Consider the following 15,017-nt stretch of genomic DNA (forward strand, 5'->3'; position numbering starts at 1 on the left):
AGTCTATCGTCTCAAATTCAGTGCCTGCCCAGCCCATCGTTTTCCTTCAAATCTTTCTTGAGGGGAATTTTGCCGGAGTTGTGTATAACGAAATGGGCTTTAGGGGCATCGGGTCTTTCTGGGGCAGCGGGCGGGCAGGCTGTTGATTATCGGCGCGCCGCCAGCGGCCAGGCCCGTGTTGGGCGGCTTGCGCGGGCTGCGCTTTGGTAACAGACTGGCGCAACCGCAATCCACCCGCAGGAGGTCCGCATGCTACCGGCCAACCCCGAACAATTCAAGAACGCCGTCCGCGAGGCCTGGGACGAGTCGGCCAGCGGCTGGAACCACCAGACACCGGCGATCCACAACTGGCTCGCCGCCCCCACGGCGGCGCTGCTCGGCGCGGCGCGGATCGGCCTGGGCATGCGGGTGCTGGACGTCGCCGCCGGCGCGGGCGACCAGACGCTGGAGATTGCCCACCGGGTGGGCGAAGGCGGCCGGGTGCTGGCCACTGACATTTCCCCGGCTTTCTTGCAGTTCGCCCGCGAAAATGCGCATCAAGCCGGGCTGGCGCAGGTGCACACGCGGGTCAGCGATGCCGAAGACCGGGTGCTGGACGAAAACGGTTTTGACGCGGCCGTGTGCCGGCTCGGCCTGATGCTCTGCCCCAATCCCCTGCGCGCGCTGCAGCAGATGCACCGGGTACTGCGCCCGGGCGGGCATGCCGCCGCGTTGGTGTTTTCGGAGCCGCAGCGTAACCCGTGCCTTGGCATGTTGATGACCACTGCGTTGCGGCATGCGGGCCTGGGGCCACGCGATCCGTTTGCGCCGGGCGGGCTGCTGAGCCTGGGCAAGCCGAGGCTGCTGGAAGATCATTTCATACAGGCAGGATTCGCCGGCGTGACCACGGAGCGAATCTATGCGCCGTTCCAGCTGCCGTCGGCGCGCGATTATTTGCACTTTGTGCGCACCTCGGCTTCGCCCATCCTGCAGATCCTGGGCCACCTGAACTCCGAAGCCAGGGAAGCGGCGTGGGCCGACATGGAAGAGCAGCTGGAGGTCTTCCAGTTGGCCGATGGGAACTGGGAAGGGCCGAACGAGTTGCTGCGGATCCACGGCATGCGGCCGGTTGGTTGAGCGCGGGAAAGCGGTAGCTGGGACACGGCTATAGGTCTTGTATTGGACCGGTGGCTGATCTGATGCGCCTGGCAGCACGTCGAGCCCATCATCACCTCCTTCATGTCGGGCTGTTGCACGTCCAGAAAAAGACGTTCGAAGTGTGCCTTGTCGCACCAATAAACCCAGCGCTGATGCACCATATTCCACTTCCACTTCCACTTCCACTTCCGCTCGGCAAGGTCGCGCCAAGGCGTGCCCGTGCGGGCCATCCAAAGCAGTGCATTGAAAAAAAGCCCTTGGGTTCCCGCCAAGACGACCTTGGCAAGGCGGTAGCTGTGGGGCAATACGCTCCAACTGCCCATGGGTGAATGGTGTGGCGGGCATGCGTCATTCTGGTCAAACCGGGTGATTACCTCACTGAAGCGGCACCCAGACGATGCTGTGCCGCAGCGCCCCAGAAGCGCACCTCCGTGGTGAAAAAAATTTCTCGACCGGCTTGTGCAACATCAGCACCTCAAACTTTCCGAACACGGCATCAGTTTCATCAAGTTATATTTTTTGCATATTGGAATATCCACATTCATTCCTGCCGGCAGCTCCGGTGCAAGCTCAAAGCGCTGGTGCCAATCGTTATTCACGCCTGAAGCACACGATGGGTGAATGCAAAGTTACCGGGTATTTTTATTCACTGCATCCATCCTGAATCGATTGCTGGCGTTGCTGCACAAAATAAATCCTTTTGAATCAACAGCTTTGAATTTTTAAAATGTTGATTTTTTGATGCTGGCGGCAAAAAGCAAGAGTCAGGCTCACGCAAGGTTTTGATCTCAAAGATATTTTTCACGCTGATTTAGGCAACAGCGCCGGGTTAGCCCTCCATGGTATTGACCACTGTCAACGTTGGCAAGAAACTGAATTCAGCGCGGTTAGTAAAAACATACTAAAGGCAATTGTTTGTATATGTTTTGCCCTCGCTGATGCTCCCGATGAGATCGGCACCTCGATGGGTGAACTCTTGTCTGGTTTTTTAAGTTTTCAAGACCGGCTGCCGTGCGCATTGGGACACGCGGGACGGGAAATCAATTGACAAGAGAACAACCATGGCCTCATTCAGCAGCAACGATCATGACCTCATTCCCGCCGATGCGGACAACACCGGCCGGACGAAGGTCACCGGTCGCCGCACATTTCTCGCCGGCGTGATAGCCGTTGGCGCCTCAAGCCTGACCGGCCTGAAAGCCCATGCGCAGTTGGTCACTGCGACGACCACAGGGACCGTATCCGTCAGCCCGACGGTCAGCTTGCCAACGGTGGCGCAGGGCATTGGGCCGGTCACGCTGGCCGCGCCCGGCACGGCGGTGACGCTGCTCGACGCGGCGGCCCATCCCAAATTCAGGGAGCCCCTGCCCAATCCCCTGAGCGCCATCAACCGCTTTGTTCCCAGCGCAGGCCTGACCAGCTACAGCCTGCAGATCAAGGAATTCAACTCGAATATCGGCCTCGTCGATGGCAGGAACAAGCCGCTGACCACGGTGCTGTGGGGTTACGGCACCGCCAGTCAGGCGCCGACCTCGCCGGCAAGGACCTTTGCAGTGCGATCCGGCTCCAGCATCCAGGTCAGCTATGAGAATCTACTGCTCAATGACAGCGGTACGCCGCTGCCGCACCGGCTGCCGATAGACACTACGCTGATGTGGGCCAACCCGGGCAATCTGGGCGGCCAGGCGCCGGTGCCGCTGGTGGCGCACCGTCATGGCGGCAGCAGTGTCGATACCGCTGCCGACGGCCTGCCCGATGGTTGGGCCACGCCCGACACCGACCGCGACGGCAGGCCTGATTTCCGCGGCCGCCTCTACAGCACGCCCTACGTCTTCAACAACATGCAGGAAGCTGGGCATCTCTGGTTTCACGACCATGCGCTGGGCGTGACCCGACTCAACGTCAGCATGGGTCTGGCCGGCAATTATTTGATCCGCGATGCCAATGAGGATTACCTGATCGAGCGCGGCATGTTGCCCTCGCATGCTCACGAATTGCCGCTGATGATTCAAGACCGGATGTTCGATGCCACCGGCAAGGTGTACTACCCGTCTTCGGACCTGGCGATTTACCCCACAGCGCCGGCCATCACCCACCTGCCCGAGTTCTTTGGCGATTTCATCCTTGTCAACGGCGTGCCCTGGCCGAAATGCGAGGTGGAGCCGCGCGCCTACCGGCTGCGCATGCTTAATGCCTCGGATTCCCGGTTTTACGATCTGAAGTTCCAGCAGGCCGACGGTAGCGTGCTGCGTTTTCACCAGGTCGGCACCGAGCTCGGCCTGATGGACGCCCCGGTCGCGCTCAACCACCTGCTGCTGGCACCCGGCGAGCGTGCCGATCTGGTTGTGAACTTCGCTGGCCTGGTCAACGAGACCATCAGCGTGCGCAACTCCGCCAACGTGCCGTTCCCGAATGGCGCTCCGGTTGACCCGCTCACGGCTGGCAAGATCATGACTTTCAGAGTGACTTTGCCGCTCAACACGGGGGTGCGTCAACCCGTGCTGCCAGTGTTCCTGCGTCCGGTGCTCGGCACACTGCCCGCGCTGCAGACGGCGGGCGTGCCACGGCGCAAGCTGATGCTGTACGAGGGCACCGACCCGCTGGGCCGATTGCAGACGATGCTGGGCACGGTCAATCCGTCAGTGGGCAATCCAGCCAACCCGGCCTTTGGCACCTTTTTCTACTCTGACCCGGTGACCGAGATCATGGCCGCAGGCAGCACCGAGATCTGGGAGTTGCACAACACCACCGTGGACGCGCACCCGATCCACCTGCATCTGGTGGATTTCCGCATCCTCAGCCGCCAGCCTTTCACTGGCACCCTGCTGGACAAGCCCATGGGCCCCGGTGGCAGCACCAGTGGCGGCTACCTCACGAAAGTCGCCTTGTCTGGCGCCGCACGTCCTGCCGAGGCCAACGAGGCGGGACGCAAGGACACGGTGATCACCTATCCCGGCGAAGTGACCCGCCTCCTGGTGACCTTCGCGCGGCCCGGCGAATACGTGTGGCATTGCCACATCCTGTCGCACGAGGACCATGAAATGATGCGTCGTTTCGTCGTCGCCTAAGCCATGGCGGCTAAATGGGCTACCTGCCAGGAGGACACAACATGAACCCGTTCATAAGCCTTGTCCGCCGTGTCCTGCCGCTTGTGCTCTCAACATTAGCGGCGGCCGGGTGGGTCGATGCATCGGCCCACCCGGGCCAGCACGCAGCCCAGGACGCCAACAGCACAGCGGCTGCAGGCAACGATGTTTCGCGCAGCATGGTCAACGTCAGGCTTCCTGCTGTGCAGGTGCGCCAGCACAGCGGCAAGCCCATGACCTTTGAAGCTGCGCTGGACAACACCCGGCCGGTACTGCTGAACTTCGTCTTCACCACCTGCACGGGCATCTGCCTGCCGCTTTCGCAGGTGTTCGCGGCTGCCCAGGAGCGTCTGGGCTCCAGGTCCGGGCAGGTGCAGATGATCTCGGTGTCGGTCGATCCAGGCCAGGACACACCGGCTCGCCTTGCGGAGTATGCAGGCCGCTTCGGTGCCGGGCCGCAGTGGACCTTCTACACCGGCAGCCAGGAAGCGATTGATGCGATACAGCGTGCCTTCAACGTCTATCGACCCGACAAGATGGGTCATACGCCGGTCACTTTTGTGCGGCCTATGGGCTCGCGCCAATGGGTGCGGCTCGATGGCTTCGCCTCACCTGACCGGCTGATAAGCGAGTCGCTGGTTTTGTTCACGGCGTCCCCATGAATCCGACCGGGGCGCTGCTTGGATTGGCGCGGTTCAGCCTGGCGACCAGCTGGGCCGTGCTGGCGGCCCTGCCCGCCTGGGCAACGGATAACGCTACGGTGCCGCTGGAGGTGCAGCGCGGCGAGCGCATTTACCGTACCGGCATGCTTGCCAATGGCATGCCGCTGCGTGGCACCCGCATTGATGGCGTGCGCGTGGCAGGTGCATCGGCCGCCTGCATCAGCTGCCACCGTGCCAGCGCCCTAGGCGGCGCCGAAGGCAACCAGCTGATTCCGCCGGTCATCGGCTCACTGCTGCGGGCGCCGGGCGCGCGTTGGGCACCCCGCACAGGCCGGGTGCCGACCGGCCTGTCGCGCACCGAACATGCTGCGCACACACGCGCCGCCTACACCGAGCAGAGTTTCGCGCAGGCAATGCTCACTGGCAGCAGCCCTGGCGGTCAGGCCATGGGCTACCTGATGCCGCGCTACGAACTCGATGCGGCGTCGCTGGCCCAACTGCTGGCCTACCTCGATACCCTGCCGCTGGGTCAGGCGCCCGGTGTTGACGACAAGGCGCTGCATCTGGCGACCATAGTCACAGCCGATACACCCGCCGCTGAACGGGACATGACGCTTTCCATTATGTCGCGCTGCCTGGCTGAACGCAGCCCCCGCCCGTCCGGCCACGCCGGTGCGCCACGGCCCTGGCAGCACCATGTGTGGCAACTCGGGGCCGACCCGGCGCTGTGGCCGCAGGAACTGGCAACGCTCCAGCGCCAGCAACCGGTGTTCGCAGTCATCTCGGGCGTCAGCGGCGGCAGCTGGACACCGATCCACCAATTCTGCGAACGGGAAATGATGCCTTGCGTCCTGCCCAACACGGCAGCCGTGGACGACACGCTCGCATCGCATTGGTCGTTTTATTTTTCGCGCGGCGTGAGTCTGGAAGCTGCCACGCTGGCCGAGCGCCTGGTCGATGAAAAACCTGCTGGGGGTTGGCGCCGCATTGTGCAGCGCACCGACGGCTCCGAGGCTGCGCTGCTGGCGGCGAAGGCTCTGCACCGACGGCTGCGCGAGCTGGGTAGCACGGCCGAAATTGAGCAGCAGTTGCACGACCCGCAAGCCGACCGCGCCCTGGGTGCCGCCCTGACCGAGCAAGACGCGCTGGTGCTGTGGCTCAAGCCAAGCGCGCTGCGCCATTTCACCGAGACGGCCCCCCCGCCGCGCGCTGGCCGGGTCATCGTCTCTGGCGAGCTGGCCGGTCTTGACGCAGCCCCGCTCGCCATGGCTTGGCGCGAGCGCGCCTGGATGGTTTACCCCTATGCGTCGGCACAACGCCGAATCGACACGGTAGTGCTCAATACCGGCCACTGGATGTCCCGCCAGGGCCTGCTGCTGCAGTCTGAACTAAGCCGCCTGCAGGGCAATACTTATTCGGCTTGCGAAGTGAGCGTGCGTGCGCTGCAGACCATGCGCGAGCGTTATTCGCGCGAGTATTTTGTCGAGCTGGTCGAAGCCGCAGACGAAGCCGCTATAGCGACAGCCTACCCGCGCTTCACCCTCGGGCCTGACCAGCGCTACGGCTCGAAGGGCGCTTTCATCATGCAGTACAAGGCCCCCGACTTCACCCGGATGACGGCTACCGGCGACTGGATCGTGCCACGTTAGCGTGACGTCGCACGCTAGGCCATTTTCGGAAATTTCAGTAAAGCCACTTCATGATTCCAGCGATGTGCAAAAAGCCCAGAAATCGGATGCCGAGCTTGTTAAAGCGGGGGGCTACACGACGAAAGACCTTCATGCCCTGGAAAAGGTTTTAATCAATTGCAGCACTGACCCCCATGCTGGCGCCAAAAAATTACCGCGCAGCCGGTTTGATGCACTGAGCGCGACTTACTCAGCCTTACCCCGCCATTGGCTGCGCTGCCAGCCGCAGGCCCAAGGCGTGCATCACCCCATCAATCTCAGCCCCGGCGGCAGCGATTCGCCAAGCATGCGGCGCTCGGTGGCTTCGTCGAGTTCGACTTTTTCAGCCACCATCGCCAGCCAGGGTACGGGCGCGTGAATCGCCCTGAGCCGCCCCAAGACCTGCTCGCGCAGCGCAGGCGGCAGGTCACGGGCCCGGTCGTCGGTGACGCGCGCCAGGTTGACGGCGGCAAAGGCGGCGGCTTCCAGGCGTTTCCAGTCGAGCGCCAGCAGGCGTTCGGTCCACGCCGAAGCGGTACCGGGCGGCACCACGTCATGCGGGCTGCCGTGGAAAGGCGCGCGCGTACCGATGCGGCCCAGCGCCCACAGGAGCAAGCTGTCGTCGGCGCTGCTGTCATGGCCGGCGCGCTGGCGGGCGGGTGGCGCGACGCCGGATTGATTCATCCGCCCCAGCAGCCATTCGCCGATCTCGGATTTGTAGGCGGGCGGAATCCGCTCCAGCGACGCGCCCAGGCGCAGCATGTCGCCGGCGCTGCCGCTGACCGGCCGGGCACCTTCCAGGCCGTCCGCGCCCTCTTCGCTGATCTGCAGGTTGAAGGCAAAGTCGTCGAGCAGGCGCAGCTGTTGGGTAGCGTCCAGTCCGCCGGCCACGCGCCGCCACAGCGTCCACCATTCGGCGCCCACCTGCCGGTCACCAGGATGCTGCACACCCAGTGGCAGCAGCGTCCAGAGCTGCTGCACCCGCCAGGCGTCGAGCGCATCGCCAAAGCCGGGGCGCAGGCCGTAGCCGGCCAGGTTCAGCCAGACGCGCTCGTGCGCGGCGCTGCGGCGCCGGCCGCGTTCGCGCTGCCACAGCGCGTCGAACAGCTGGCGCAGCACCGGCGTGGTCCACTGCGCGCGGTCGCCGAGCAGGCGTTCGAGTTGCGCGCGCAGCTGGGTGACCTCTTTCGGGCTGACGGGCTGCTTGTTGGTGCCAAAGATGCGGTCGATCCGGGCAATGGCTTCGGCCATGCGCGCTGCCAGCCGTGGGTCTGGCGCTTCGGGGCCACCAGCTTGGGCTTGCGGCTGGCGCAAGTCGAACGCCAGCAGCCAGCGTTGGCGCGCGCCCGACAGCGCCACGCAGTGCAGTTCCAGCGTGCCGACGTCGGTCAGGGACGCGGCCAGCTGAACGGCGATGTCCTGCCGCGCCAGCGGGCCGTTGCTGGCGCCGGGATCGGCCGGATCGGCCGCCAGCACCATGACGAGGGGTGGCAGCCGCACCAGCGCGTCGTCGTCAAGCGTGACCAGCTCGCCGGCTTGCGGTGGCGCCTGGCCGGCGCCGTCGGCCACGGCGCTGAACAGCTGGAAGCGTACCGGCTGGCCGACGCGCAGGGCAAAGCTGCGGCCGCTCAGCAGCGCCTCGTGCCCCGGCTCGCTGCCACGCGGCAGGATGCAGATGCCGCGCGCCTGGCCGGCATCGGCCTGCTTGCCGGGCGTCTTCGCTTCGTCGAGCCGCAAGAAATAGCTGCGTGCCGAGCCGCCGCCAATGCGCGGAGCCAGGCCGCGCTGCGCCAGCCCGTGGGCCACCGCGCCGCGCGCCACCGCCACGTCGGGGTTGTCGTTGTGCAGCAGGCGCAGCGGCGCGCCGCGCCAGGCGCCCAGCGTCTCGGCCAGCCGCTGCGCCAGCGCCCCGGCGCGGAACACGCCGCCGTTGAGCAGCAATGCATCGGGCAGGTCCGGGCCGTGCTGGCGCAGGAAAGCGGCGATGTGCCGCGTGATGGTGGCATCGCGCGCATACGGCAGGCCAAAGGCGACGATGCCGCCGCGCGCCTGCACCGGCTGCGCGTCCAGCCCGACCTGCGGAAAAAAGCCGTCGACGATCAGCCGCTCGACCTCTTCGCGCTGCAGCATCACCGTGCGGCTACCGCCCACCAGCCGGGCGCCGCCGCCCAGCAGCGTGACCGGCGTCTGTTCGGGCGCGTTATGCGCCAGCAGCACCTCCTTGGCGGCGCGGCAGCGGTCCATCAGCTGCGCCAGCCGGGGGGCCGACAACGGCGCACCCGGCGTGCCGCCCATGCGCGCTTCCACGGCGTGCGCCAGCGCCAGGTCCATGTTGTCGCCACCCAGCATCAGGTGGTTGCCCACGCCGACGCGCGTCAGGCGAGGCGGGCCGCCATCCTCCGGCATGTCCACGTCGATCAGGCTGAGGTCGGTGGTGCCGCCGCCGACGTCGCAGACCAGCACGCGGCGGGTCTGCGCCAGTTCCTGGTCCAGCCGGCCCTGGTGGCGCAGCAGCCAGTCGTGGAATGCCGCCTGGGGTTCTTCCAGCAGGCGGACCGTGGGCAGGCCGGCCTGCCGCGCGGCATCCAGCGTCAGCGCGCGGGCGCCTTCGTCAAACGACGCCGGCACGGTCAGCCGGAGTTCCTGCCGCTCCAGCGGACTGTCCGGAAAGCGCGCGTTCCAGGCCGCGCGCACATGGCGCAGGTAGCTGGCGCTGGCTTCGACCGGCGAGATTTTCGGCACGCCGTCGGGCGCGCCCCAGGGCAGGATGGGCGCCAGCCGGTCCACCGCCGCATGCGACAGCCAGCTCTTGGCGCTGGCCACCAGCCGGCCCGGCACCTGCGCGCCCAGCCGGCGCGCCCACTGACCGATGACCGCAGGCGGCTGGCCGGCGTTGCCGCTGTCGGCCGGCCACGGCAGTTGCAGCGCGCTGGCGGCCATCTCGCCGTCGGCCGGGTGAAAGCGTACAGAGGGCAGCAGCGGCAAGGCGGTCACCTCGCCCGGTGCGACCAGCTGGTCGATGTCAAACACGCGGATGTCGGCCTGCTCCACCGCCAGGGGTGCGTAAGCGACCACGGTGTGGGTGGTGCCGAGGTCGATGCCGACGATGTAGCGGCTCATCAGGTGCAACGCATCAATTCAATGCCTGGATCTGCAAACCGCCCACGCCGGGGAAGGCGCAAAACGGCCCGCTTCAAGCCGCCTGCCCGCCCGCGCGCACATCGAACTCCACCTTCCAGTGCTCGCCACCCTGCGTGGCCACCGCCGTCAACGCCAGCGTGCCGGTGTCGGTGGCCACGGCGCGCAGCCGGACCTGCACGATCTCGCCGGCCTGCCGGCCTTCGGCGGGCAGCGTGGCCTGGATCTCGCCGAGTTCCTGCAATTCGTCGGGCTGCCAGACATCGAGCAGCGCGCCCAGCGGGTCCTGGCGCCGCACTGACGAGCCGAAAAAGCGCAGGTGCATCGGCTCGCCAACGACCAGGCCGAATTCCTGCGTCTGCAGCTCGGCCTCAATGCCTTCTTCCATGCCGAAGGGCGCAATGCACAGCGCCTGGATGGGTGGCTCGAAGCCCGGAATGGCCGGCATTGCCGACTCGACCGCGACGTAATAGGCGCGCGCCGTGCCGCCGCGAATCCGCACGCCCTGGCCGCGCCGCACGTAGCCGTAATAGGCCGCGCCGCGCGCTACCGCCAGGTCCATGTCGGCGCCGCTGAGCGCGCGCGCCGCCGGGGCCTGCTCGGCGGCGAGCCAGCCGTTGAGCGTCGCCAGCGTGCGCTCGACCAGGAGGTCGGACTTGAAGACGCCGCCGTTGAACAACACCGCCGTCGGATGCAAAAAGCTGGCGCCCGCATCAATCGTTCCGGCAAAGCCTTCAAGCTCGGCCGTGGCGCCGGCCTGGCGGCCCAGCAGGGCGGCCAGGTGGCGCGTCACGCCGGCGTCCTGCGCGTACGGCAGGCCCAGTTGCGTCAGGCCGCCGCGCGCGCGGTTCACCGGCCGGGCCGCCGCGTCCACCGTCGGGAAGAAGCCTTCGAGCAGCGACGCCCGGACCTCGGCCTGGGTCAGCTCGGTGCGCACCGCGCCGCCGATCAGCTTGGCGCCCCGGCTGGGGACGACGAGGGGCTGCGCGTCGAGCGCGGCGTCAGACAGCAGGTTTTCCTTGGCGCTGCGGCAGGCGTAGGTCAGCGCGCGCATCTGCCACGGGTCCAGTTGCTTGCCCTCGGCGGCCAGTTTGCGCGCCACGACATGCGCCAGCATCAGGTCCATGTTGTCGCCGCCCAGCAAAATGTGGTCGCCCACGGCGACGCGGTGCAGTTCCAGGTTGCCTTCGCGCTCCAGCACGGCGATCAGCGAAAAGTCGCTGGTGCCGCCGCCGACGTCGATCACCAGGATGATCTCGCCCGGCTTGACGTCCTTGCGCCACTGGCCGGCGCTCGCCTGTATCCAGTGGTAGAGCGCGGCCTGCGGCTCCTCCAGAAGCGTCATTGACACGTAGCCGGCAGCGCGGGCCGCCTCGGCGGTCAGTTCGCGTGCGGCCGGGTCGAACGACGCTGGAATCGTGATGGTCACGTCCTGCTGGTCGAACGGCGCTTCGGGGTGCGCCTGGTCCCAGGCGTGGCGCAGATGCGCCAGGTAGCGGGTCGAGGCTTCGAGCGGCGAGACGCGCGCAACTTCGGGCGGCGCGTCGTTTGGCAAAATGGCAGCGCGCCGGTCCACACCGGTATGGCAAAGCCAGCTCTTGGCGCTGGACACCAGGCGGATCGGCGTCTGCGCGCCGCGTGTCCGCGCCATTTCGCCGACGGCAAAGTCCTGCTCTGCGCTCCACGGCAGCGCCAGGTCATCGGCGGCCAGTTCGCTTTCATGCGGCAGGTACAAAAACGACGGCAGCAGCGGCAGGTTGCCGACACTGCCAGGCGCGGTCAGTTGCGGAACAGCGAGCACGCCGTAAACCGTTTTTTCGCCGTCGCTGGCGCCAATGTCCACCCAGGCCAGCGCGCAGTGCGTGGTGCCCAGGTCGATGCCGATGGAAAACTGCGGCCCGTCCACGGCGCTTTCAGCTTGGGCGGTCTTGTCAGTCGTGGCGGCGTTCACAGCTCCACCTCGGCCTGCGCCAGCACGCTGGCGTCGTGGCCGGCGGCCAGGCGCGGCAGCCGGGTATCAAGGGCACGCCAGCCCCGATGGCTCAGGGCGCCATGGAACGGCGCCTGGCCGACCACGTTGCCGGTCAGGCGGATGGCGCGGGCATCAAAGCCGTCGTTCAGCATGATGCGGCTGCCTTCGGCCTCGGGCTGGACCGGCGCCAGCGTGAAATGCTCGCGCAGCACCTTGGCGCAACCCTCATGCACCAGCCGCGCCGGCCCGCCGATCTCGGCGTCGGTGTAACCCGTCAAATCTTCCTGGACAAAATCGATCAGTCGTGCCTCGCGCTGCAGCAAGGCCAGCAGTTGCAGCGCTGCTTCGGGCGTGGCTTCCTTGAAGACGGGCGGTGCGACGGGCGCGGGCGCAGGAGCAGCCGCTGCGACAGGTGCGGCAGGCGCATCACCCTGCTCGCGCAACGCCTGCACGCGGGCGGCATAGTTGCCATCGCCCAAGGTGCTGAAAAAGCTGCCGAAGGCGAGCGAAACGCGTTTGAAAAAGGAAGGGGTCGGGTCGGTCATCAAGGCTCCTGATGGCGTCGGCCGGGGCCGAACATGAAATGAAGGGATGGGGGCTTCCAGGACAGCCAGCGCCGGACGGCACGGGCTGCCCGCAGGCATTGACCGGGAAAAGGCTGGCGCGCTCTGGGCCTGAAGGCCTTCCCGGGCCTGGCGCCCCGTTGCAAAACGCTATTGTCCATAGAAAAACCGCGCCCTCAGGTGATGGCGGGTAGTTTTTAAGGGTAAAAAGTGCTATTTGCGCATGTCCATCATGCGCAGGCAGCTATTTAATTCATAGCAGCATGATGCGGCGCCATCCGCACCTTGGCGCAAGGGTTCGGACCTGAACGAAAAAGCCGCAGGCCGTCTTGCGACGGCCTGCGGCCTGCAGGGCGTTGAAGGGCTGGCCTTGGGGCCGGCCCGCCCGGCTTTTTAGCCTTGCACCGCGCTCAGCGCGGCATTGAAGGTGGCGCTTGGACGCATCACCGCCTTGACCTTTTCCGCATCCAGCAGGTAGTAGCCGCCGATGTCCACCGGCTGGCCCTGCACTTCCTTCATCTCGGCGACGATTTTTGCCTCGTTTTCGGCCAGCGACTTGGCCAGCGGCGCGAAGTGCGCCTGCAATGCCACGTCGTCGGCCTGCTCGGCCAGCGCCTGCGCCCAGTACATCGCCAGGTAGAAATGGCTGCCCCGGTTGTCGAGTTCGCCGGTGCGGGTTTTGGGGCCCTTGTTGTTGTCCAGCAGCTTGCCGGTGGCGGCGTCCAGCGTGCGGGCCAGCAACCCGGCCTGGGTGTTGCCGGTCTTCAGTGACAGGTCTTCAAGCGACACGGCCAGCGCCAGGAATTCGCCCAGCGAGTCCCAGCGCAGGTGGTTTTCTTCCACCAGCTGCTGCACATGCTTGGGCGCCGAACCACCGGCGCCGGTTTCGTACATGCCGCCGCCGGCCATCAACGGCACGATGGACAGCATCTTGGCGCTGGTGCCCAGTTCCATGATCGGGAACAGGTCGGTCAGGTAGTCGCGCAGGATGTTGCCGGTCACCGAGATGGTGTCCAGCCCGCGCGCGACGCGCTCCAGCGTGAAGCGCATGGCGCGTACCTGCGACATGATCTGAATGTCCAGGCCCTTGGTGTCGTGCTCTTTCAGGTAGGCCTGCACCTTCTTGATCAGCTCGTTTTCATGCGGGCGGTACGGGTCGAGCCAGAACACGGCCGGCATGCCCGAGTTGCGCGCACGCGTGACGGCCAGCTTGACCCAGTCGCGGATCGGCGCGTCCTTGACCTGGCACATGCGCCAGATGTCGCCGGCTTCCACGTCCTGGCTCAGCAGCACCTCGCCGGTGGCAATGTCCACGATGTTGGCCACGCCGTCCTCGGCAATCTCGAACGTCTTGTCGTGCGAGCCGTATTCCTCGGCCTGCTGGGCCATCAGGCCGACGTTGGGCACGGTGCCCATGGTCTTGGGGTCGAAGTTGCCGTGCCATTTGCAGAAGTTGATGATCTCCTGGTAGATGCGGGCAAAGGTCGATTCGGGCATCACTGCCTTGACGTCTTTCAGGCGGCCGTCGGCGCCCCACATCTTGCCGCCGTTCCGGATCATCGCCGGCATGGACGCGTCAACGATGATGTCGTTGGGCGAGTGGAAATTGGTGATGCCCTTGGCCGAATCGACCATGGCCAGCTCGGGCCGGCCTTCGTGGCAGGCATGCAGGTCGCGCTTGATCTCGTCTTGCGTGCTTTGCGGCAGGGTGGCGACCTTCTCGTACAGGTTGGCCATGCCGTTGTTCACGTTCACGCCGATTTCATCGAACAGCGCGCCGTGCTTGGCAAACGCGTCCTTGTAGAAAATCTTCACGCAGTGGCCGAACACGATGGGGTGCGAGACCTTCATCATCGTTGCCTTGACATGCAGCGAGAACATCACGCCGGTGGTGAAGGCGTCGTCGATTTCCTTTTCGTAGAACTCGACCAGCGACTTCTTGCTCATGAACATCGAGTCGATGATCTCGCCAGCCAGCAGCGACACCTTGGGCTTCAGGACGATGGTCTTGCCGCTTTGGGTGAGCAGTTCCATCTTCACGTCACGCGCCGTGCCAAGTGTCAGCGACTTTTCGCCGTGGTAGAAGTCGCCGTGATGCATGTGCGAGACATGCGAGCGCGACGCCTGGCTCCAGTCGGCCATCGAATGCGGGTTCTTGCGGGCGTATTCCTTGACGGCCTTGGGTGCGCGGCGGTCCGAATTGCCTTCGCGCAGCACCGGATTGACGGCGCTGCCGATGCAGCGGGCATAGCGCGCGCGAATCTCTTTTTCGGCGTCGCTCGTGGGGCTTTCGGGGTAGTCGGGCAACTTGAAGCCCTTGGACTGCAGTTCCTTGACGGCGGCGATGAGCTGGCCCTGCGAGGCGCTGACGTTGGGCAGCTTGATGATGTTGGTGTCCGGGTCCTGCGTCAGGCGGCCCAGCTCGGCCAGCGTGTTGGGCACTTTTTGCGCGTCGGTCAGGCACTCTGGAAATTCGGCCAGCACCCGGGCGGCGACCGAGATGTCGCTTTCGGACACTTCAATGCCGGCCGGCGCCGTGAAGGCACGCACGACAGGCAAAAAGGACCAAGTCGCCAGCAGCGGCGCCTCGTCGGTGAGCGTGTAGATGATTTTTGATTTTCCGGCTGTCATGGGGCTCCTCTTGCTGTTGGGAAATTGAGTTGGCCTGGCAATATGGCTGACATGCCTGTCGTCAAGCTGAAGGACACGTCGGGTTGCCACCCTCGGGAACATCGGTTTTGCAGCGGCGGGATCCCCGCATCGACAAGCTGAACGTCGCGGTATGAATGTCA

General features: G+C 65.7%; 9 protein-coding genes. 4 read left to right on the plus strand and 5 right to left on the minus strand.

The genetic code is table 11. From position 1 onward, the window contains the following. The first annotated feature begins 249 nt into the window (after positions 1-249). Positions 250-1,116, plus strand: coding sequence for a class I SAM-dependent methyltransferase (locus IWX87_RS14595; RefSeq protein ID WP_196864261.1), 867 nt, complete (start codon positions 250-252; stop codon positions 1,114-1,116). A 667-nt stretch (positions 1,117-1,783) separates the two neighbouring features. Here IWX87_RS14595 and IWX87_RS14600 read toward each other — a convergent pair. After that, positions 1,784-1,942 carry a hypothetical protein gene (locus IWX87_RS14600; RefSeq protein ID WP_196864262.1) on the minus strand — a complete coding sequence of 53 codons (159 nt, stop codon included), beginning with the start codon at positions 1,940-1,942 and terminating at the stop codon, positions 1,784-1,786. 256 nt (positions 1,943-2,198) lie between these two features. Here IWX87_RS14600 and IWX87_RS14605 point away from each other — a divergent pair, with 256 nt between their 5' ends. Genes IWX87_RS14605 through IWX87_RS14615 form a run of 3 tightly spaced genes read left to right on the plus strand, consistent with a single transcriptional unit; the run spans position 2,199 to position 6,534 of the window. Next, entirely contained in the window at positions 2,199-4,205 is a 2,007-nt protein-coding gene (locus IWX87_RS14605; protein ID WP_196864263.1) for a multicopper oxidase family protein, read from the plus strand. Between the two features lie 41 nt (positions 4,206-4,246). Further along, positions 4,247-4,885, plus strand: coding sequence for an SCO family protein (locus tag IWX87_RS14610; protein ID WP_196864264.1), 639 nt, complete (start codon positions 4,247-4,249; stop codon positions 4,883-4,885). Next, the gene (locus IWX87_RS14615; protein WP_196864265.1) at positions 4,882-6,534 is read left to right on the plus strand and encodes a c-type cytochrome; all 1,653 of its coding nucleotides are present in this window, start codon (positions 4,882-4,884) and stop codon (positions 6,532-6,534) included. The genes IWX87_RS14610 and IWX87_RS14615 overlap by 4 nt, the downstream gene beginning before the upstream one ends. 282 nt (positions 6,535-6,816) lie before the next feature. Here the strand turns inward: IWX87_RS14615 and IWX87_RS14620 are convergent, their stop codons facing one another. The 4 genes from IWX87_RS14620 to IWX87_RS14635 form a co-directional block, all read right to left on the minus strand. Then, complete coding sequence (locus IWX87_RS14620) at positions 6,817-9,672, minus strand: Hsp70 family protein (RefSeq protein ID WP_196864266.1); 2,856 nt, start codon at positions 9,670-9,672, stop codon at positions 6,817-6,819. A 73-nt stretch (positions 9,673-9,745) separates the two neighbouring features. After that, on the minus strand, positions 9,746-11,641 hold the full coding sequence (locus IWX87_RS14625; protein ID WP_370583914.1) for an Hsp70 family protein: 1,896 nt from the start codon (positions 11,639-11,641) through the stop codon (positions 9,746-9,748). Next, positions 11,638-12,207: a DUF2760 domain-containing protein gene (locus IWX87_RS14630; RefSeq protein WP_196864267.1), complete on the minus strand. Its 570-nt coding sequence runs from the start codon at positions 12,205-12,207 to the stop codon at positions 11,638-11,640. The genes IWX87_RS14625 and IWX87_RS14630 overlap by 4 nt, the downstream gene beginning before the upstream one ends. Positions 12,208-12,618: 411 nt before the next feature. After that, the gene (locus IWX87_RS14635) at positions 12,619-14,856 is read right to left on the minus strand and encodes an NADP-dependent isocitrate dehydrogenase (RefSeq protein ID WP_196864268.1); all 2,238 of its coding nucleotides are present in this window, start codon (positions 14,854-14,856) and stop codon (positions 12,619-12,621) included. Positions 14,857-15,017 lie beyond the last annotated feature (161 nt).

It is taken from the genome of Polaromonas sp. CG_9.7 (assembly GCF_015752205.1).
GTDB lineage: Bacteria > Pseudomonadota > Gammaproteobacteria > Burkholderiales > Burkholderiaceae_C > Polaromonas.

What these genes read in the sequence shown, in the direction of transcription:
- IWX87_RS14595 (WP_196864261.1), top strand. Translation starts at nt 250, where the DNA reads ATGCTACCGGCCAACCCCGAACAATTCAAGAACGCCGTCCGCGAGGCC.
- IWX87_RS14605 (WP_196864263.1), top strand. Translation starts at nt 2,199, where the DNA reads ATGGCCTCATTCAGCAGCAACGATCATGACCTCATTCCCGCCGATGCG.
- IWX87_RS14610 (WP_196864264.1), top strand. Translation starts at nt 4,247, where the DNA reads ATGAACCCGTTCATAAGCCTTGTCCGCCGTGTCCTGCCGCTTGTGCTC.
- IWX87_RS14615 (WP_196864265.1), top strand. Translation starts at nt 4,882, where the DNA reads ATGAATCCGACCGGGGCGCTGCTTGGATTGGCGCGGTTCAGCCTGGCG.
- IWX87_RS14620 (WP_196864266.1), bottom strand. Translation starts at nt 9,672, where the DNA reads ATGAGCCGCTACATCGTCGGCATCGACCTCGGCACCACCCACACCGTG.
- IWX87_RS14630 (WP_196864267.1), bottom strand. Translation starts at nt 12,207, where the DNA reads ATGACCGACCCGACCCCTTCCTTTTTCAAACGCGTTTCGCTCGCCTTC.
- IWX87_RS14635 (WP_196864268.1), bottom strand. Translation starts at nt 14,856, where the DNA reads ATGACAGCCGGAAAATCAAAAATCATCTACACGCTCACCGACGAGGCG.